At 42.0% G+C, this 22,372-nt stretch carries 9 protein-coding genes; 1 reads left to right on the top strand and 8 read right to left on the bottom strand.

Annotation, left to right across the window (positions count from 1 at the left end; all coding sequences use genetic code 11):
* Window positions 1-3 precede the first annotated feature (3 nt).
* Complete coding sequence (locus tag BLR37_RS05220; RefSeq protein ID WP_090765519.1) at window positions 4-12,666, bottom strand: gliding motility-associated C-terminal domain-containing protein; 12,663 nt, start codon at window positions 12,664-12,666, stop codon at window positions 4-6.
* 303 nt (window positions 12,667-12,969) lie between these two features.
* Here BLR37_RS05220 and BLR37_RS05215 point away from each other — a divergent pair, with 303 nt between their 5' ends.
* Window positions 12,970-15,504, top strand: coding sequence for an NACHT domain-containing protein (locus BLR37_RS05215; RefSeq protein WP_143009535.1), 2,535 nt, complete (start codon window positions 12,970-12,972; stop codon window positions 15,502-15,504).
* Between the two features lie 101 nt (window positions 15,505-15,605).
* Here the strand turns inward: BLR37_RS05215 and BLR37_RS05210 are convergent, their stop codons facing one another.
* The 7 genes from BLR37_RS05210 to BLR37_RS05180 form a co-directional block, all read right to left on the bottom strand.
* Window positions 15,606-16,445, bottom strand: coding sequence for an OmpA/MotB family protein (locus BLR37_RS05210; protein ID WP_090765513.1), 840 nt, complete (start codon window positions 16,443-16,445; stop codon window positions 15,606-15,608).
* A 167-nt stretch (window positions 16,446-16,612) separates the two neighbouring features.
* Window positions 16,613-17,272 carry a DUF2461 domain-containing protein gene (locus BLR37_RS05205; RefSeq protein ID WP_090765510.1) on the bottom strand — a complete coding sequence of 220 codons (660 nt, stop codon included), beginning with the start codon at window positions 17,270-17,272 and terminating at the stop codon, window positions 16,613-16,615.
* Between the two features lie 98 nt (window positions 17,273-17,370).
* On the bottom strand, window positions 17,371-17,766 hold the full coding sequence (locus BLR37_RS05200; RefSeq protein ID WP_090765507.1) for a DUF983 domain-containing protein: 396 nt from the start codon (window positions 17,764-17,766) through the stop codon (window positions 17,371-17,373).
* Window positions 17,767-17,770: 4 nt separating this feature from the next.
* Window positions 17,771-18,043 (bottom strand): hypothetical protein, encoded by a 273-nt coding sequence (locus tag BLR37_RS05195; RefSeq protein ID WP_090765504.1) that lies wholly within the window; start codon window positions 18,041-18,043, stop codon window positions 17,771-17,773.
* 119 nt (window positions 18,044-18,162) lie between these two features.
* A complete protein-coding gene (locus BLR37_RS05190; protein WP_090765501.1) occupies window positions 18,163-19,506 on the bottom strand; it encodes a DUF4302 domain-containing protein in 1,344 nt (447 codons plus the stop codon).
* Between the two features lie 3 nt (window positions 19,507-19,509).
* A complete protein-coding gene (locus BLR37_RS05185; protein ID WP_090765498.1) occupies window positions 19,510-20,892 on the bottom strand; it encodes a substrate import-associated zinc metallohydrolase lipoprotein in 1,383 nt (460 codons plus the stop codon).
* A 15-nt stretch (window positions 20,893-20,907) separates the two neighbouring features.
* Entirely contained in the window at window positions 20,908-22,371 is a 1,464-nt protein-coding gene (locus tag BLR37_RS05180) for a RagB/SusD family nutrient uptake outer membrane protein (RefSeq protein WP_090765495.1), read from the bottom strand.
* Window position 22,372: the final 1 nt, after the last annotated feature.

Below are 22,372 nucleotides of genomic sequence, written 5' to 3'. Positions count from 1 at the left end.
TTCTTATCTAATCAGCGTTACTGTTCCTTTTTTCAGGGTGGTTGTTCCATCGTTAAAGGTTACCTCAACCATGTACACGTAAACTCCAATTGGCTGGTTAACTCCTTTAAAGGTTCCGTCCCATCCGTTTGCCACGTTATCTGACTGGAATATTAACTGTCCCCACTGGGTGTAAATGCTCATTTTAGCACTTGCAATGGTATTGCCATAGATTAGGAATACATCATTTTTACCATCGTTATTTGGCGTAAATGCATTTGGTATGTACACCTGGTTTCCAAGCGGATTAGCTGCTTTGCCGGTAACCGGAGTAGAGTTTGCACTGGTTTGGCAATCTAACTGACCTTTTGCTCTTACCACAATGGTAACACTTTGATCAGGTTTTAAGCCCAGGGCTGTATAGCTGGTTCCTGTTGATCCACTTGTTGGGCTAATCCATGTTAAGCCATTATCAAGCGAAACTTCGTAACCTGTTGCATTTGCAACCGCAGCCCAGCCAAATGTTACACTATTAGGTGTAGTGCTTTGTACTACCACCACTGGTTTATCGAGCACCGGAAGTACATTTACTGTAACCGCTGTCCGGCTAGGACTAGCACAGCCACCTACCGCAATACTTTCTACGTAGTAAATAGTTGTAGCGTTTAATGCAGGCGTGGTAAAAGTGATACCCTCGGCCAACACTGTACCACCAGAGCTTGCAGCGTACCATCTGTAAACTATTCCTGTTACCGGATTGTTCACCGTTAATATGGTTGAGCTACCTGCGCAAAGTGTTCCGTTTGCTGCTGTTACCGATGCAGGTGCAACTGGTACTTGCAAGGCGGTAACATTTACCGGCGTTCTTGATGCAGATGTACAGGTTCCGTTGGCACCTTCTACATAGTAAGTTGCGTTCGCATTCACGGCCGGAGTAGTAAAGTTAACTCCGGTTCCTACTGGCGATCCACCGGTTGAAGCCGTGTACCAATTGTAAGTAACTCCTGTTTGTGGGTTGCTAACCGTTAATACTGCCGGACTTCCGGTACAAACACTTACCGATGATGAAGCCACTGTAGGAACAGCTGGTTTTGCATTAACGGTAATCGTTACTTTAACCCTGCCACCATTGTTGGTACAGCCACCTGTTCCGGTTGCAATTACATAGAAATCGGTTGTGGCGGTAAGTGCCGTTGTGTTAAATGTGGTACCTGAGAATAACAGGTTGCCACCGGTTGCAGCATCATACCATTGGTAAGTTACCCCTGGCTGAATGTTAGTGATGGTTAAAGTTGCCGCATCGCCCGCGCAAATACCACCTGCAGGAGCTGATACTGTTGGCGTAGTTGGTGTGGCGTTCACTACAACATTCACTGATCTTGCCGTAGCAGCAGAGTTCTCACATTTGTTATCGCCTTTAACGGTTACATAATAAGTGGTATTGGTGCTTAATGCCGGCGATACAAATACCGGTCCGGTAAACACTACGGTAGTTAAGGCTGCATCACTGTACCAGGTAAATACCGGGTTAGTAACAGTGGTGCTGGTTGCGGCTAAAGTTGCTGCTGTATTGGCACAAACTGAGGTAGAACCATTTACGGTAATATCCGTTGCTACTGCAATTGGGTTAACCGTAACCGTTACGGCTTTGGCATTAGCCGCACTGTTTTCGCATTTATTGCTGCCTTTAACCGTTACATAATAAGTTGTAGTAGTGGTTAAGTTTGGCGTGGTAAATATCGGGCCTGTAAATGCTACACTGGTTAGTGAGGCATCGTTGTACCAGGTAAATACCGGACTGGTAACCGTGGTAGAACTGGCGTTGATTACTACCGAACCAGAACCACAGATTTTAGCCGGGGTTGATAAGGTAATATCGGCAGCAGTTGCAGCCGCATTTACATTTACGGTTACTACTTTCACTGTAATTTTTGAATTTTCACATTTGTTATCGCCCCTAACCGTAACGTAGTAAGTAGTGGTTGCAGTTAATGCTGGTGTAACAAACGATGTACCTACATAAGCTACCGATGTTAAATTGGCATCGTTATACCAGGTAAAGGTTGGATTGGTAACTGTAGTAGTACTGGCTACCAAGGTAGTATTAGAACCTGAACAGATAGTAGCATTGGCTGCCGTAATATCGGCTGCTGTAGCTACAGGATTTACTGTAATGGTAATCACCCTTGCTGTACCTGGTGCATTTTCGCATTTATTATCACCCTTAACCGTTACGTAATAAGTAGTCGTGCTGTTTAAGGCTGGAGTGGTATAATTTGCACCGATGAAACTTACATTGGTTAAAGCAGCATCGCTGTACCAGGTAAACACCGGATTGGTAACTGTTGGAGAGGTTGCACTCAACACAGCCGATGATCCGGCACAAGCCACAGTACTTCCATTAAGGATAATATCGGTTGAGGTTGCCAAAGGATTAACTGTAACCGTTACTACCTTTGCATCTGCTGCACCGTTTTCGCACTTATTGGCACCTTTAACGGTTACATAATAACTCGTAGTAGCCGTTAAGCCGTTTACCGTAAATGTTGGACCTGTAAACACTACACTTGTTAGTGAAGCATCGCTGTACCAGGTAAATACCGGTTGCGTTACTGTTGTGCTCGAAGCCATCAACATTACGGTAGTACCAGAACAGATACGGGCATTGCTCACTGCAATATCGGCAGCGGTAGCAAACTCTTTAACTGTTACCGTAACCACTTTAGCGTTAGCCGGTAAATTCTCACATTTATTATCGCCCCTTACAGTTACATAGTAAGTAGTAGTTGCGTTTAATGCCGGTGTAGTAAAGCTTGCACCTACATAAGCCACTGTTGTTAATGCTGCATCACTGTACCAGGTAAATACCGGGTTAATTACAGTTGTTGTCGAAGCAGACAGTGCTGCTGTAGATCCTTTACAGATTGAAGTTATACCGTTAATAGCAATATCCGAATCTGTAGCTTGTGGATTAACAGTAATTGTAATCGATTTTGCTGTAGCAGCTGTATTCTCGCACTTGTTATCGCCTTTTACAGTTACATAATAAGTGGTAGTTGCATTAAGTGCAGGCGTAATAAAGCTTGCACCTGTGTTTACAACCGTAGTTAATGCTGCATCGCTGTACCAGGTAAATATTGGGTTGGTAACCGTAGTGCTGCTAGCCGTTAAGGTTACTGTAGAACCACCGCAAATGGTGCTTGTTCCAGCTAAATTAATATCAGTCGGACCAGCAACCGGGTTAACGGTAACGGTAACCTCTTTTGCATTACCTGGGGCATTTGCACATTTATTTGTACCGCTAACGGTAACATAGTATTTAGTGGTAACCGTAATGGCTGGTGTGTTAAATACCGCGCCCACATTAACCACTTGTGTTAAGGCAGCATCGCTGTACCAGGTAAACACCGGACTGGTTACTGTTGTGCTGGCAGCAGTTAATACTGCCGTACCCGAAGCACACAATGATGTTGTTCCGGTTACAGTTAAATCGGCAGCAGTTGCTGAAGGATTAACCGTAATAGAAACTTTGGTACGGGTTGGGTTGGTACAACCCGCTCCGCTTACAGCTTCTACATAATAATCGTGCGGACCAACTGCAAGAGATGCAGGAGTAGTAAAGCTGCTGTTGTTTGTAACCAGCATGTTTCCAGCTACAGCGGCATCGTACCAATTATAGGTAATACCTGCAACAGCCTGAACACTTAAGGTTGCAGGTGTGCCGATACAAGTTGTAGCCGGGTTAGTAGTTGAAGCAATTGGAGGTGCTGCCGGAGGCAATATGGTTACAACCACTTTGGCGCCAACAGTTTCGCAACCATTAGCTGTTGCTGTTACCGAATAAGTATAAGTACCAGCAGTTAATGTCGGATCGGTGGTGAAAGTTGCACCATCTTTTCCGGCCTGGTAAGTTGAACCTAAGTACCATTTGTACACTACACCCGCCTGTGGATTCTGCACACCTAAGGTGGCCGATGAGCCCTGACACGCAGTTGCTGTAGCTGATGTTACTGTAGGTGTAGTAATTACACGTTGTGCATAATCTAAATTAACTGAAGTTAATGCACCCAATAAACCTGAGCTCAATCGCAGTTCTACACCGTCGAATTTACTGGTTGGAACAAAGCTTAATATAGCTGAAGTTCCACCTGCTAATAATTTTAAGCTGATTAAAGGATTAGATACCGAAACTGCATCGTTGTTGCTGGTGGTTCCCTGGAAAGTAGTTACCGTTAAGTTTGGCAATACTGCAACTGAAAGCAATGTGCCAGGGGTAGTAATTTTCACTCTTAAGGTATCGCCTACATTCGATAGTCCGGTAAAACCAACCTGATGATAAACAGACGCACCTAACAGACCTGCCGGGATAACCAGGCTCGATCCTGTATTCACATCATTATCAACCGCATAAGTTGGGTTGAAAACACCCGCTAAAACAGCCACACCTGTTACACCGCTGGCCACAGTTGTTGTTGCAGCACCGCAAGGGGTAGTAACTGGTGTACCGTTAGGAATAACCGTAACGGTAACAGTGGCTCTGCTGGTAGCTGTACAACCACCTGCAACAGTTGCCTCTACATAATAAGTTGTAGTAGCCGTTAATTGTGGCGTTACAAAAGTTTCGCCGGTAAATACAGGTACTACTCCATTTGCAGTTGTGTACCAGTTAATGGTTGCACCTGCTGTGCTCGAAGTTGCTTTTAATACAGCAACTGAGCCTTCGCTGATGGTGATCGATGGCGGCGTAATTACCGGAATATCTATCGTACCCAGTACAATCTTACCTTCAGTTCTGGTTGATGAAGTACCACAGCTATTTACCGCAGCAACAAAATAGCTGGTATTTGCAGTAATTAATGGCGTGGTAAAGTTATCGCCGGTAAATAATACCGTATTCGATGTTGCACTATCATACCAGTTATAAGTTGTACCTACAACCGGATTTTTAACCTGGAAGGTAACCGAGGTATTCGGACAGGTATTTACCAGCGTCGAAAGTAGATCAGGTGTTACCGGAGCTGGGTTAGTAGTGATATTAACCACTGTTTTGTAGCTCACACAACCCGTTGGAGAAACTGCGGCAACATAGAATTTAGTATCGCCTGTTAAAACCGGAGTGGTAAATATAATGCCATCTTTACCAGTCAAATAAGTACCGGTAGCATCGTACCATCTGTAGGTTAAGCCTGCCGATGGATTACTTACCTGCAATTGGGTTGTAGCGCCCACACAAGCTGTAACATTAGCCGCAGTTACTGTTGGTGCAACCAATATCCGTTGTGCATAATTTAAGTTTATTGAGGTTAAGGCACCCAATATTCCAGAGTTTAATCTAACTTCTACACCATCAAACACTGTTGTTGGCGCAAAAGTGACTAAAGCCTGTGTATTACCGCTTAACAATTGAATATTTAGTACGTTATCGTTCAACAATTTCGAATCGCCATTGCTGTTGCTGCCAACAAACGTAGTGATTGATGCATTGCCCAATAACGAAAGTGATAATAGTTTGCCTGGCGATGATACCAATACACGTACGGTATCGCCAACGCTGGATAATGAACCAAAACCAACTCTTTGGTAAACTGATGCGCCTAAAACACCTACCGGCATTACCAGTGATGAAGCAGTCTGCGTATCGTTATCGATAGCCAATGTAGGGTTAAACACACCTGATAATAAAGCTACACCAGTAACACCGTTAACCTGAGTGGTTGCAGCCTCGCATGGAACCGGATTTGGAGATCCGTTGCCATCAACCGTAATGGTAATCTGTACACGCGTAGCCGATGCACAACCATTGGTTGAAACCGATTCTACGTAGTAGGTTGTGGTTGCCATTAATGGCGGTGTTACATAAGTAGCACCTGTATATACCGGCGTAGTAGCTGCTGCTGAAGTATACCAGTTAAATGTATTGGTTGCATCAGCCGAAGTTGCGGTTAAAATAGCAGTCTGACCAGCACTTACTGTTGATGAGCTGGCAGTTACTACTGGTAATCCCGGACGAGGGTTTACCGATACCGCAGCCGCAGCACGTGCAGCACTGGTACAGTTACCCTGCGATGCTTCTACATAATAAGTAGTAGCGGTAGTTAAAGCTGGTGTTTGGAAAACTGCACCTGTAAATACCAGGTTACCCGCTACAGCCGCATCGTACCATTTGTAAGTTATTGCAGCATCTGGGTTAGCAACCGATAAAGTTGCCGAAGAACCTTCACAAACATTTACAATAGTAGCCAATACTGGTGTTGGAAGCGCTGGTGTTACCGTTACAGTTACCGGAACACGTGTTGGATTTGGACAAGTACCTTTGCTTACTTCAATGTAGTAAGTAGTAGTGGCTGTTAAGGCTGGTGTAGTAAAGGTTTCGCCATCACCTAGTTTAGTGCCGCCTGTTGGAGCATCGTACCAGGCCAGTGTAGTACCACCATTTGCAGTTGCTGCCAATGAAGCCGTACTACCCGCACAAATGGTTTGTGAGCCAGCGGTTATAGTTGGGTTAGGATATACAACTGTAGCGCCGTACACATCCAGGCTGGTTACAGCCGAAACCAATCCGCCGAAGCTAACCTGTACCCTATCGTAAACGCCACCCGCAGCTAAAGTTGCAGCGAAGCGATTACCCGAAAGTAATTGAAGATTTAATAATGATGAATTAAGCTGAACCGTTCTAACTACTGTAGTTCCGTTCATAATATTTACGGTAACATTACCTAAGGCCGTTAAATCTAGTAGGCCACCTGGCAAGGCTAAGTCTAAACGTACACTATCGGTAGCTACCCCGGCCGATGGGAATATTAATTGTTGGTAACCCGAAGCACCAACACCTACCGCAAGTGATATTCTGGTAAAGTTGCTCGCATCAGCATCGGTAGAGTTTCCTGCACCGGTAATTCCGCACAGTAAACAAATCCCGTTAATACCCGAGTTTTGTGCGTTTGCAGCATTACAAGCTGTTCCACCGCCACCATTTAAAACAGTAACGGTTACCGCTACGCGGCTTGCGCTCTTACAACCATTGCTGCTGGTTGTTTCTACGTAGTAAGTTGTATTGGTAGTTAAGGCCGGAGTAGTAAACGAAGTACCTGCACCTACCTGGTTTCCACCGGTAGCGGCATCGTACCATTGAATGGTGTTACCTGCATCGGCAGTAGCCAGTAAAGTAGTAGACTGACCGCTGTTAATTACCTGGCTGTTGGTAGTAACCGTTGCCAAAGTTGCAGCAGGGTTAACCGAAACATTTACTGCAGTTCTTGAACTTACTGCAGTTCCAGATACCGCTTCTACATAAAATACAGTTGCTGAAGTAATTGCCGGGGTTACAAAAGTACCATTGTTATTGGTTGCCAATGGCGTACTTCCGGTTGAAGCATACCAGTTATAGGTTACACCTGCCTGCAGATTGCTAACACTTAAGGTAGCCGGACTGCCGGCACAAACTGTTGCTGCTGCTACCACAGGTGCATTAACCGTAACGGTTAAGCTGTAAGCCGTTGTGGCTTTGTTTCCGTTTGCATCAGTAGCCGTTAATGAAATGGTATAGTTTCCACCTAATGTTGGTGTACCTGTAATTTCTCTTGTTGCAGTATTAAAGCTTAATCCCGGAGGAAGGCCTGTTGCTAAATACGTATATGGTGCAGTACCGCCTGTTACAGCTGGTAAAGTTTGCGTTGGATAGGCTGTACCTACCACACCGTTTGGCAAGGTTGCACCTGGTAATGATAATACACCAATTACTTTTAATGCATAGGTATTACTTGCAGTTCTGCCCTCGCTATCCGTAACGGTAACACCAACCGAATAATTTCCGGCTTGTGTAGGTGTACCAGAAATGGTTCTTGTAGCAGGATCAAAAGTTAAGCCGGCTGGTAAATTCGCACCTACGTAAGTATATGGACCAACGCCACCTGTTGCTGCTGGTAAAGTTTGAGTGGCATAAACTGTTCCCTCTGTTCCATCAGGCAGGGTTGCTGCTGGCAACAATAGCGGATTAACCACCGTAATGCTATAGTTGGTTGTTACTGTTTTTCCATCAGCATCGGTAACCGTTACCGGCACTGTGAAAGTTCCGGCGGTTGTTGGAGTACCGGTGATTTCTCTTGTTGCAGGGTTAAAGGTTAATCCGGCAGGAAGACCAGTAGCGGCATAAGTGTATGGCGATGAGCCGCCAGTTGCCGATGGAATAGTTTGTGTTGGATAAACCGTTCCGGTAGTTCCGTTAGCTAAAGTTGCTGCAGGTAATACCAGCGGATCGGTTACTTTTAAGGTATAACTTGAAGTAATGGTATTGCCATTGGCATCAGTTACAGTAACCGGTATAGTAAAGGTTCCAATTTGTGTTGGCGTACCTGTAATTTCTCTTGTGGCAGGGTTAAAGGTTAAACCCGGAGGCAAACCTGTGGCCGAATAATTATATGGACCCGTGCCACCTGTTGCAGCCGGAATTCCGTTTGTGGTATAGGCTGTACCTGTTACGCCATTAGGCAATGCTCCAGGAGCTAATGCCAGCGCAGGTGTTACTGTTAAGGCGAAAGTAGCTGTTGCCGTACAATTTTTGCTATCGGTAACCACCACATCAAAAGTTGGGTTGCCCGTAGCAGCTGGTGTTCCGCTTACTAAACCACCTGGCGATAAGGTTAAACCAGCTGGCAAAGTACTGCCTGCTGCCAATGCATAAGTATAACCTGGTGTACCACCTGTTGCAACCGGAAGCTGTTTGCTGTAAGCCGATGCAATTGTAGCATTGGTTAAAGTGGTGCCTGCAAATACAATTGCCGGGTTAACCGTTACGGTAACCGGTACTCTGGTTGTATTTGAGCAACTGCCTTTGCTTACCTGTACATAATAAGTAGTGGTAGTGGTTAAAGCCGGAGTAGTAAAATTTGCTCCGGTACCAACCTGTGTGCCACCTGTTGGTGCATCGAACCAGGCTAAAGTAGTACCACCGTTTGCTGTTGCACTTAATGCTGCAGTACCACCCGAGCAAATAGTTTGTGCCCCCGAAATAAAGGTCGGGTTCGGATAAACTACAGTCGCTCCATAAATATCTAAACTGCTTAATGCCGAAACTACGGCACCGAAGCTTACCTGTACCCTATCGTATACGCCACCCGCTGCAACAGTTGCCGCAAAACGGTTAGCCGATAAAAGCTGAAGGTTTAATAATGATGAACTGATTTGTGTAGTTTTTACTACTGTTGTACCGTTATACACCGTAACCGTAATATTGTTTAGCAAACCAACATCGGCAAGGCCGCTTGGTAAAGCCAAATCTAAACGGATGCTATCGGTAGCTACACCAGCCGCAGGGAAAATTAACTGTTGGTAACCTGTTGCACCTACACCTACTGCTAGATTGATTCTGGTAAAGTTAGTTGCATCGGCATCAGTAGAATTTCCGGCACCGGTAATTCCGCACAATAAACAAACGCCGTTTATACCCGAATTTTGTGAGTTTGCCGCGTTACATGCAGTTGCACCACCACCGTTAATTACGGTAACGGTTACTGCTACACGACTCGCGCTTTTACAACCGCTTGAACTGGTTGTTTCAATATAATAAGTTTTAGATGCTGTTAAAGCAGGCGTTGTGAACGAGTTTCCGGTTCCAACCTGTGTTCCGGCTGTTGGGGCATCAAACCAGGCAATGGTATTGCCGGCATCGGCTGTTGCAGTTAATGTTGTGCTTTGGCCCGAATTGATATTCTGATTATTGGTAGTTACTGTTGCCAGCGTAGCCGGTGGATTAACCGAAACCGAAACGGACGTTCTTGTACTTACTGCTGTTCCGGAAACGGCTTCAACGTAAAATACAGTTGCGGCATTTACTGCTGGTGTTACAAAAGTACCGTTATTATTGGTAGCTAGTGGTGTACTACCTGTTGAAGCGTACCAGTTATAGGTTACGCCCGGCTGTAAATTGCTTACCGTTAAAGTAGCAGTACTACCCGAACATACCGTAGCAGAAGCTACAACCGGTGCATTCACACCAACAGTTATGGCATAAGTTGTAGTGGCTTTGTTTCCGTTGGCATCTGTTGCCGTTAATGCTACGTTATAAGTACCGCCTTGTGTTGGTGTTCCACTAATTTCTCTCGTGGCTGGATTAAATGTTAATCCCGGAGGCAGATTGGTTGCCGCATAAGTATAAGGAGCAGTACCACCTGTTACAGCTGGTAAAGTTTGTGTCGGATAGGTTGTACCCACCACACCATTAGGTAAAGTTTTGGTTGGCAAGCTTAATGTTCCGTTTACTTTAATCGGATAGGTATTGCTTGCTGTTGTATTCTGGCTGTCGGTAACGGTAACACTAATGGCATAATTACCTGCCTGTGTTGGTGTACCGGTAAGCTCTCTTGTTGCCGGGTTGAATGTTAAGCCTGCCGGAAGATCGGTAGCTACATAAGCATACGGACCAACACCGCCTGTTGCTGCCGGCAAAGTTTGCGTAGCATAAACCGCTCCCTCCGTTCCATCAGGCAAAGTAGCTGCAGGTAACAATAAAGGATTGTTAACCGTAATACTGTAATTGGTGGTTACGGTTTTACCATCAGCATCAGTTACAGTAACAGGCACAGTATAAATACCGGCAGTTGTTGGCGTACCCGTAATGGCCCTGGTTGATGGATTAAAGGTTAAACCCGGAGGAAGTCCTGTTGCCGAATAAGTATAAGGCGTAGTACCTCCCGTTGCAGCAGGTATAACCTGCGTAGTATATGGTGTCCCGGTAGTTCCGTTAGCCAATGTTGCTGCCGGTAAAATTAACGGATCAGTAATTTTTAGGGTATAGTTTGAAGTAAGCGTATTGCCGTTGGCATCAACAACCGTAACCGGAATGGTATAAATTCCGGGTTGGGTTGGCGTTCCGCTGATTTCTCTTGTTGCCGGATTGAAAGTTAATCCCGGAGGAACACCCGTAGCCGAATAAGTATAAGGCCCTGTTCCGCCTGTTGCAGCAGGAATGGTTTGTGTGGTATATACTGTTCCGGTTACACCTTCTGGCAAAGCACCTGGTGTAAGGGCTAAAGTTGCAGTAACAGTTAAAGTATAAGTTGCAGTTGCGGTACAGTTTTTAGTATCTTTTGCTACAACAGAAAAAGTGTAGGTATTCGGCACACTTGGTGTTCCGGTTATTGCACCACTTGCCGATAAACTTAAACCAGCGGGCAAAGTACTGCCGGCTGCTAAGGCATAGGTATAACCTGGTGTACCACCTGTGGCCACATCCAGTTGTTTAGCATAGGCAAAGCCTGCAGTGGCATTGGTTAAGGTCGATCCGTTAAAAATAATCTGCGGGTTTACCGTAATTACAACTGGTACCCTAACCGACTCTGCAGTACAACCTACCCTGCGGGCCGAAACATAATAAGTTTTATTTGCAGTTAAGGCCGGTGTGGTAAAAGTACCGTTATATGCAACCGTTTGTAAGGCAGTTCCTCCTTCTATCGCATCGTACCAGATCAGTTCGTTTGCGCTTAGTGTAGTTGCCTGTAAAGCAACAGGTGTATTGTAACATGCAGCTATGGCATTACTTGCCGGAGCTGTAAAAGTAGGCCTGCCCGCCGAACGGGTTACCCCATAAACCTGAATGGTTTGTGTAAGGTTTAAGTTAACCAACGAACCAAGGGTAACTTTTACCCGGTCGAAAACAATATTTGAACCAGGCGTGAATGGAATGGATGCCGGCTGACCGCTGTTTAACAGTCCCAGTAAATCTAAGCTTAACAAAGCCGGATCAACCGTTGAAGTATAAACCTGCTGGTTGCCGTTATAGGCAGTAATTGAAATATTTTTTAAAACACCGGCATTCAATAAAGCTGGCGTAGAGCTCAGTCTAAGCGTAATATCATCGCCTACGTTTGAAGGGGTTGCAAAATAAAAATTTTGGCTAATGGATGATGCCACGCCAAGTATACCTAAACTAAGTTGAGAAAAATTATTCGGATCAGCATCAATGGCCCTTTCGCTGTTGGTAACACCTGAGCTACCCAACTGAAGCGCATCGAGCGTTATTCCTGTTCCCTCATATCCCGTGGCAAATGCCTGGGCGCAGGGATCGGTACCAGATGTATAAAATGCATAATATACCTTGGTATTGTTAGATACGCCGAGTAATACTGCATTGGTTACATCTTTTATATATACCCTATCATAAGCCTGTGTTGGCGTAATGGCTACATAAAAGAAACCATTGGCATCTTTAACCAATCGTAAATTTTCGGCAGAGAAGGCTGCAGTGCTGCTCCCGCTTAATACAGAAGTAGCACCATTTCTGGCGCCAACCTCGAAAGAGTGGTTACCCAGTACAACAGTTCCGCCTACATTGGCAAGCAAGCCACCCAGGCTCCCTCCCAGTAGCCTGTTTAATATATCTCCGTCAAAATCAAGCCTGATGTAAGAAGTAATACCTGCAGAAACTGCTGCCGGATATTTGAGTTCTAACTCACCGCTATAGCTACCTATACCAACAGCAACACCACCATAAGAATTTACGGTAGCAAAAGTGTTGTCGTTCAAAGTTGCATTTGTTGCATTATCCACACGGTTTTGTGCAGATACAGTATTTGCAAAAACTTTTGTTTGCGCATACGATTTTGAAGAGAAGAGCGTTAATAAAATGATGATTGCAACACATGTATTGCGGATTATCCCTATTCGGGACGAAAAAGTATGAGTTTTCATCATGTCAGGCGTTGTTTAGAAGACTTACTATGTTGTGGTAATGCTGCCGTTAGGTAAATGTTTTTATAGGTGCATTATATAATCATGACAAATCTAAATCTTGGACAGGTTGCTATTTCATCCATTGCTATTCATTTTCCGCAAACCCAATCCATTCATTTTATTCATAGCGAGCATTCTTCGTGAATAGATTTCCTCAATTGTGAAATTTTGATGACATTAGCGTTAGTCATCCCCATACGTTAATTCATGAATGCTAACGATCTCCTTATTGAACTTAGGAAGTTTGTCCTTATAAAATCAGGCTTGAGAAATATCGATCCTGCGCATTGTAAGATCATTTCTGAGTATGTATTTCAGGAAACCAAGAATTATGTAAGCGAAACTACCATAAAACGCTTCTTTGGCTTCGCCAATACGTTACATAAATTTTCGCTTTTTACTTTAAACAGCTTATCACAATATATCGGCTACAACGACTGGGATTCGTTTTGCAAAGACAAAGAAAATCAGACAACCTCTGTACAAAGCATCTGGCAGGATTTAAAATTAAAGACACACGCCATTACCGAAGTATCTTTAATTGCCAATAAAAATAACTCTGGCGTTCCCTTTAATGCAACCGCTAACCGCAGTTTCTTTTTTCCGGATTTCGATTATTTTTTAAAAAACAATTATCAGTTTACCACCATCAGTGCGCAGCCAGGGCAGGGCAAATCGATATTACTATCGCACATGATCGAGTATTTTTTCCTCTCAGAAAATGCTCTTTATAAAAATGATATCGTTTTAATGGTTAATTCGACCAGTATTAACACCATTATTCAAACGGGAAGCACTTTAAAAGAATGGTTTTTAAAAGAATTTAAATTTAACAGCCTTACCGAACTGATTGGCTTTTTTAAAAAGAACCCCGATAAACGCGAAGGGCGCTTTGTGATTATTGTGGATGGCATTGACGAACATTTAACCAAAAGCAATTATTTTAAAACGTTTATCGATTTTTTATATAGTATTGAAGAGAATAATTTTGTTAAACTCGTTTTCGCACTCCGAACGAATAGCTGGATTAATCTCCAGCCCGCCATTTACGGATCGGCATCGTTAACCAAATCGTGGTATACGGGTCTTTTTTACGATGACGACACCTTAAGCAACGTTCCATCTCTCAATACCGAAGAAGTACTCTATACCCTCAGCCATATCGAGAATAAAGTAATCAATAAAGCAGATGTTAGCCCTCCCCTCTTAACCCAGTTTAAAACCCCATTCTGGTTACAGATTTATTTTAAGCTTAAAGAAGAAAACCACCATCTCGAGCTCAATAATCCATTGCTTTGTTACGAACTGATTAATTATTTTCTGGAAAGACGTGTATTTCTGGCTAAGAAAAGTACCGAAAAAATATTCCTCCTTAAGAAAATAAGCGATTCTATCTCTGAAGGAAGCAAAAAACTAAGGGTATCGAAAGAAAAAATACTGAGTTATATTAACTGTTATCCCGATGCATATGAAGAACTTTTACATGCAGGTATTATTATAGAAGAAAAAAGATTAAGCACCGCCATTCCCACTGAAATTGTGCGGTTTTTGAACGATGATATTTACACCTATTTTCTGTTTATACAAATAACGGATAAGTTTGCATACAAACCCGATCAGTCATTTTTTGAATACATTTTAAACAATTTCACGGTTCAGAGCAGTCTCCGTTACCACATTTTAAACTGGTCAATCCGCTTTTGTATTAACCGCAACGAAATTGCAGCCCTCAAAAACATTTTCAGGCTGCCATTCAGCAACACCGAAAAAAACAATGCTTTTGATTTTATCTGCTACGTCTCTAAATTTGAGCTGGGCAAAACCAATTCTAACTTTAACAAGTTAAGTATTGGAATGGATTTTATCGATATTATGGCTACCGGACGGACAATGAGCCGGCTGTACAAAGAAACGGTAAAAACAATTTCTGAAAATGTACTCAATGAGGATATACAGATCATGCTGCATGTAATCGAATGCAATGTTAACCTGATCGATGTAGATAAAAATGCCCTGGCCAATACCATGCAGTCGCTTAAAAGAACTTATAAGCGGTTAAATGAGCTTTTCCCGATTAACCCCTACGATTTAATCCTTTATTTCTACAATAACCTGGCTAATAAGCCTGGCGACAGCAAAACCCTCGAAGAAAAAATTATCAGGCTTTGCCAGGATATAGATCGCAGTACACCGCGCAAAAATGAGGAAATGACTTCTGCTGAAGTTTTATCTTACCGAATGGTGTTGATTTTGCTGTTCTCTCAAAAGAGCTATGCTGAATGTCACCGTTTTATTATGGCCATATTAAGCAAGTATCCGAATCTTTTTTATTTACGCCACTCGGTATTTTCGCCTTTTCTGCTCATCCATCTGGGACAAACCTATATCAAACTCAATTATTTTAAAAAGGCACAGCGCATTATCCAGTTTGTAGATAAGATTATTACCAGCGATTATACCTATTACACGAGCTTTATACTGGCAAGCTTTAATGTTTTTAAAGCTAATTTTTACAGCGCCACACATAACTATGAGCAGGCGTTGATAGAAGCCAACATTGGACTTGAGTTAACCAGTAAAAATGATTTTAAAATGTTTGAGATTTCGCTCCTGCTCAACAAGATCGACACCTTGAAACACACTGAAGACGCCGAAGAAGTATCGAATGTAATTAAGGAACTGCTTAATTTTTTAACGGTACACAAACTTTCTATGCCTGATTATGCCAACCTGAGCGGCAGTGAATTTGAGCATACCTTTAAGATTTTAAAATCTTATCGCCGTCACCAAAACCTATAATTATTAATGGCTTAAGGTTAATTGTAAAATAAAAAATCGGTTAACTGTATGTTGCCAAATCAGTTAACCGACTCCGAAATTGAGGCTTTCGACTCAATATATTATTTAATCAGGTTGTAAAGTTCATCCAGTTTTGGCGAGAGTACAATTTCAATCCTTCTGTTTTTACTTCTTCCATCAGCATTTGCATTTGAACCCAATGGCTGGAATTCGCCTTTACCCGTAGCAGTCATCCTAACACTTTCTACCTTCTCGTTTTCAGTAAGGTAACGCACAACCGAAGTAGCCCTCAACACACTTAAATCCCAGTTATCCTTAATCTGGCCCAAGTTATTTATTTTCTGGTTATCGGTATGGCCTTCAACCGCAATATTAATTTCGGGCTGTTGTTTTAATACATTGGCCAGTTGGGTAAGGGCCTGTTTACCTTTTTCATCGATAATAATACTTCCTGACGGGAATAAGAGTTTATCGGTTAAGGACACATAAACCTTTCCGTTTTTAATTTCAACCGTTAAGCCGCTTTTGGTAAAGCCAAGTAAAGCCTGCTGTAATTTTTCTTTAAGCGCATTGGTTGCTTCATCGCGTTTACGCAGCACTTCTTCTACTTCTTTAAGGCGTTTTTCGCGGGCTGCCAGATCGCCAGATAGTTTGGTAATTTCTGATGATGAATTGCTTTTTAGTTTTTTATAATTCGCATCAACGGTGTTGTAACTGTTCTGCAAATCGCGAAGTTCTTCTGCCATCAAAGTGGTATCTTTCTTTAGCCTGTTTACTTCTTTTTCGAGGTTTTCAATTTTAATCAAACCCTCGTTAAAGGCAGTATACAGCGAATCTTTTGTACCAAGTAATGCTTTATACTTTTTAGGCGAGAGTACTACACAGGAAGTAAGCGAAGAAATAACGAGGAGAAAGGCAAAGGCAAGAAAGGTGTTTTTCATTTTTTTATTTTCAAGAGTAAGGTTATTGCGTATTGGGTATTATGTAGCAAGTATTATGTAGCAAGTATCAAGATTAAAGCTTCTAATTACTTTTTCATAATTGGTTATTGAGTATTGGTTATTAAAAACTGACAACTGCTAACTGTTTACTGCTAACTGTTAATTAACTACTGTTCAATAGCGTTTCGTAAAAATGCAACTAAAGGTTGTACGGTTTTAAAAGAACTTATCAACTTATTAACGAAATTCGGTTTAAAAAATTCTTCATCATCGATTTGCATCGTTGCTTCAAAGCTTTTTAATTTCAACAATTCAATATTCGGATCGGCCGGATCGTATCCTTTAGGGGCATTTTTAAGTGCATTATCAACTCCCAGTTTAAAGTTTTTCTTAAATTCCTTTTCGTTAATAATGGCCTTAAAGTCTTCGGCGTTATAATCGATTTCCTGTCTGATGAGTTTTAGGTGTGGCACATCCGGCATCCAGTAACCTCCGGCAACGAAGCTCTTTCCGGGTTGTATGTGCAGGTAATATCCAGGTTCGTTGCCTCCCTTTTTAGTAGAGAACCACATGCCATAGTTATTTTTATAAGGATCTTTGTTTTTACTGAAACGCACATCGCGGTAAATGCGCAAAAGCGTTTTTTTGGGGTCAGCCTCTGCCGAAAGGATTGGGTCTATTTTAGCTAGTTCGGGTATAATGGCTGCTGCCAGTGCTAAAGCATCTTCCTTTGCTGCTTCGTATACATCTTTGTTAGCTGCAAACCATTCGCGGTTATTGTTTTCAGCAACATCTTTTATAAAGTTTAAAGTTTCTTTTTTAAGCATATATCTTGAGGTTAACTGGTTAATTGTTTAATAGATAACCTAACGATTAACCGGTTTATACAATTGAAACAATTAACCATAATTACGATTAACCCATACTACTTATCGTAATACGGCTTATACTTAATATTTGGCGATAAAACGTGAAGTAATATGATCCTCGAATATCGGTAATTAAAGGGATACAGGATAAAACAGCCTGTAAAAATTACGATAAGGTAATGCCAGAAAGTATTGTCGGTAAGTGGTCCGAATATTAAATAGGTAATGAAACTGGCTATCAGCATTTCGATCACGTTCATGGCGTAACTTACGTACATGGCCGCGTAAAAATAGCCAGGCTCTATTTCAATCCGTTGTGCGCAGTGCCCGCAAATTTCTTTGGTATGCTGTATATTCCAGCCATACATGCTCCCGGTAAAAATATCTCCCCTACGGCAATGCGGACATTTACAATGCACAATGGCATAAAGTTTAGACGTAGTGCCAGACATGCTTTTAATTTAAATTAAAAGGTTCTCTTTTCATATTGAGGTGGATGTTTTTTTTACGGTATTTTTTATACCACACCACGCCCACAATCAGCGCCATTAAGTACGGAATAGATAAAAGATACAGCACCCCTGTATTTAAGCCTGCCGTTTGTGTATTACCGTTTTTAACACCTTGCTCAGCATTAATGGTACACATTGAACATTGTGCATGCACATTAGGGCTAACCGCAAACGTAAGTGCCAGTATTAACAGGATAAAAATTGCTTTCTTTTTCATGGATTACAAATATAAGCATAAACGCGTGGAGGGGTTTAAAAATTATGTCATAAAAAAGCCCCTTGCTTTTTAAGACAAGGGGCACGGGAGAGAAAGATTAAAATTTAGATTTTAACTATTTACAGTGTTCCATATATAAACGAGCTGGCATCGGCTGTTCGGTAAAGACCGCCAAGTAAACCTGCATTGGGGTTCGTGCTTGTTACCCAATCAATCCTGAAAGGGCCAGATAGCATGTAATTTGTAAGCGGCAATAACTGTGTAGCTCTTGTTACCCAGTTTGCACTATAAGCAGGTGAAGCGCCTAAAGTAATTACATCTCCAGACCTGGTATAGGTATAATCGGCAGTAGCTACAAAAGCACTTGTCCCAGAATTGTAAGAAACATATACCTGTAATGTAGAATTACCGGTTAAAGTAATAGTGGTATAATTCACTACCCTACTTGTAGAAACAAAATTACTTAGTACTGTGTTGTACACACTCGTAAAGCCAGAAGTAACCCCTGTTGGCAAGCTACCAGTAATCGAAATTTTTCTATAGGTAAAAGTAGTAGGAAAGCCAAATAACAGGGTAAGTGGTGTTAAAGGAGCGGCACTCGATTTAATAATATATTCTTTACCAGCTGAATCATAGAGTGCTAAAGTAGTGGCATCCTTCCAGGCCATCCTTGTAAAGGTGATGTTTTGATAAATCAGACCATCTCCCACAAAATCAGCACCATTTAAAGTAAATGCGAATTTACCTGTACCTGTTGCAGTTGATACCCCATCCTCCAAAATACCAGTTAAAGTAGCTCGTTTTCCTGAGGCTAGAGTGCTGCCTGTGCTTAAACTAAAAGCTACCTTTAAAAGTGTAGCACCTGATGCCACCTCAATATATGGGTATTTAACCGTTGCAAAAAAATCTTTCACTTTATTGATAGCTGTTTTATAACCACCATCAATATAAGTAGCCTTTTGTGCTGCAGAAGCTTTAACCATTTTTAAAAGCTGGCGATATTGCTTCCCGATAAAAATAATACTGTCAGCCGAAGAGCGTACATAGGTAAATTCTACATCGCTTTTAAAACCGGTTGGTTGTGTACCACCGAAAGCAGCCGGATTGGGATCGGCCAGCATTGCCAGATAATTGTAGGTATCGAAAATTAAATTGGCGCCTAAACCTGTTTTTACACGATAGGTCGAGGTTGCACTGGTAACAGCAGCATCGTCAGTTAAATCGGCATACATGCTTACATTATCTTTATCATCAAAGGTCATGTAAAAACCAAAACCCCCACCTGCAGAGGTAGATAAAGTGGCTACCCAACCGTTTGATGCAGCAGTAAGTGTATTTTTGACCTGCGCTACCGATGTTGCCATACGGTCTTCAGGCGTTTGATCGAAATCTGATACAAAAGATGATTTTTTACATCCAGAAATGATCAGTACGGTTATAAATAAATATAATATCTTTTTCATATTTTATAATGCTGTTTGACCTAATATTCCATAAAAATAATTGGTTGGGGTACCGCTTACATAGAAACCACCATAGCTGTTAAAGTTATCATTACCAATATTAGCTGGCATCCAATCGGCTATAAAATTGCTTGCTGTGAAGTAATTAATTAATGGCTGCGCACCCGCTTGAATTACGGCAGCATTTGTCCAAGGAGTTGTGGTATCTCTCGCTGTTCCGGCAGTAAACTTCGTTGCTCCGGTAGTTGCATTAAAGGTCATATTTAAGGCATACAATGCTTCTAAAGTACTTCCTGCTGAGTTGGTATAATTTAAATACAGATTAGCAGCAGTTGTAGATAAGAAATCCAAGCGAATATAATTCAGTTTCCTGTTGGCATTGCCCACGGCAGCAACTGCAGTAACAGATGCCTGGTAAGCAGTACTGAAATTAGAAGATATACCCGAAGAAGTATACACAGGATTGGATAAATCTATCGTAATATTCTTAAATAAACCTTGACCTATCCAATAAGGAAATGAAGCGGACTGATATTTATAAGTATTGCGAACAACATTTTGAACCTCTCTTTGCAATGCCCTAAAGTCGATTCCAAGGTTAATGGTAAAATACTGCACTACGCTAGCCTCTTTCGCTTTCAGCGCAATTTTACCTGCAGCCGTTGAGGCATTTGCACGGGCATCAAACCAGGCCTCGCCCAGTACCAGTAAGTGCGCGGTTGTTTCTGCAAAATCTTCTCCTGGCTGACTAGATGCATAAGGGCTAACATAACCGTTATCTCTTGCAGTTGCATCGGCCACGGTGGTCCAGGTTGCGTTATAAGTTGCCTTGGTTATAGTTTGAAAATCAGTTGGCATAGGCACAATCTGATTCAAAATGTGCGTAAACTCGTGGTGAATGGTTCGTAATTTACGTGTAACTAAATCAGCATTATTAATGTCGAAGTTGTTCAAATCGTAAATGGTTACCCTCCTGCCGGCAGAAGCTGTAGCCAGGATCATCGATCCATCACTTTGATAAGCTCCTGAGCCATACAGCACCCATTCTTTTGGCAATCTTTCTTTTACAAAGGTTTGCCCAGCCACTTTTTTATATGGAGAGATAAAGCCATCCAGCACGGTTTGCATCTGTGGCATCACTTTGTTTACATTAACAGGACTAACTACCTTATCGTAATCTTTGTAATAATCGCTGTAACGGTAAATTACATCGATATTATAGGTATCAAGAAAACTGGTTTTTAACCATTTATCCAGATCAGTCTGCGTAGAAGGGTTATCAATGTATTGCGTTAAATCAATGCTTACCGCATCTTCTTTTTTGCAAGACTGTACCGCAAGAACAAAAGTTAGTGCAGCAAATATTTTAAATATATTTTTTTTCATCGTATTTCTGATTAATTACCTTGGGTTTAATGGCACACCAGAAAGTCTGGCTTCTTCAGGTAGTTGAAACATCCTCCTGTTATCATCTGGTCCCAGTTCAATAAAGGTTTCATTACCCACTGCATCTAAAACATTGTGCTTAACGGTAAGGCGGTTACGTAAAATATCCATCCATCTGATGCCTTCTTGCAAAAAGATCGACTTTTTAGTCTCCAGGATAATTTTAATCACTGCCTCCTGAGAATCGGTAATGCTGTAAAAAGCCTTTATCTTATCTAATGTAGCAGCATCACTGGCGACATAACTTTTAACCGTTTGGCTTAACATGATATTGACATCTTTAATCGCATTATCGAACTGATTTAGGCGGGCGTATGCTTCAGCACGATTCATCAAAGCTTCATCAGTAGTTAATAATGGCGACATAATATAAGGCTGACCGGTATTTGCTATCTGATTGGTTACATAGAAAAATTCTGAGTATTTACCAGTAGTATAATTCGGCACTGTTGTATAGGCGATTTTAAAAGCATAAGCTTTACCGGTAATATTATAACCAGCCGAAAACATTTTAACCAGATTTGCACCGTATCCGTAACGGGGATAGGTACGCTGATAAGTTGAGTACTGGTTGGCCAGCAACAAATTATATTTTTGATCATCTTTGGTTAAGGCCACTTTATAATCTGCGTATGCCATTGCATTCAAAGTACTGTTAATCGGTCTGATGATGTTGGCGAAATTTTCGGTAGAGATAGCTGATGCATGATCGATTACTTTTTGCCATTCGCCTTTAAAAAGATAAAAACGTGAGGCAAAGGCATGTGCAGCTGCTGGGGTAAAATGAAATTTCGGAACACTATAAGCTGATGCTGATAATAAAGCTATCCCCTCTGTTAAATCTTTCTCGATTTTTTCGTAGGTAGACTTAACCGTTTCCCTGTCGTATTGTTTAATTACTTCAGTTTCGGGTACGGTAACATACGGAATGCCTGGTGCATCGTTGGCACCACCTATTACATATGCTTTTGCAAACAATGTAACCAGCATAAAATGAGCATATGCTCTTGCCACTAAAGCCTCACCTTTATAAGGTAATACTGCAGGGCCAAAGTTATTTTGATCTATAGCCTCCAAAGCCTGATTGGCAGCGGCAATGCCCCTATAGCAACCCGTCCAGTAATTGGTTGGTGTATTGGTGCTTGAGCCTGCTACATCCTGCCAGAAATAAGGGCGGCTGGTGATATCTGTAACAGTACCAATACCCGGTCCTTTATCTTCTGTGTTATCTGAGGCCGCCTCGGTAAAAGTTAAATAATCGTAAGCCGGATAAGCCGTGCCCACCAGCTGGGCCACTTTATCAACCGAGTTAATTTCCGTTCTGTTATCCGGATTGGTATCTAAATATTTATTACAAGATGGAGTTAACAATAAGATAGCCGATCCAAATACAAAATATTTTAGTTTATCTAATTTCATA

It is taken from the genome of Pedobacter soli (genome assembly GCF_900101435.1).
In the GTDB taxonomy this organism is placed as follows: Bacteria; Bacteroidota; Bacteroidia; order Sphingobacteriales; family Sphingobacteriaceae; genus Pedobacter; species Pedobacter soli.
Note: the sequence above shows the minus strand (reverse complement) of the source record. Positions and strands in the feature narration are given on the sequence as shown.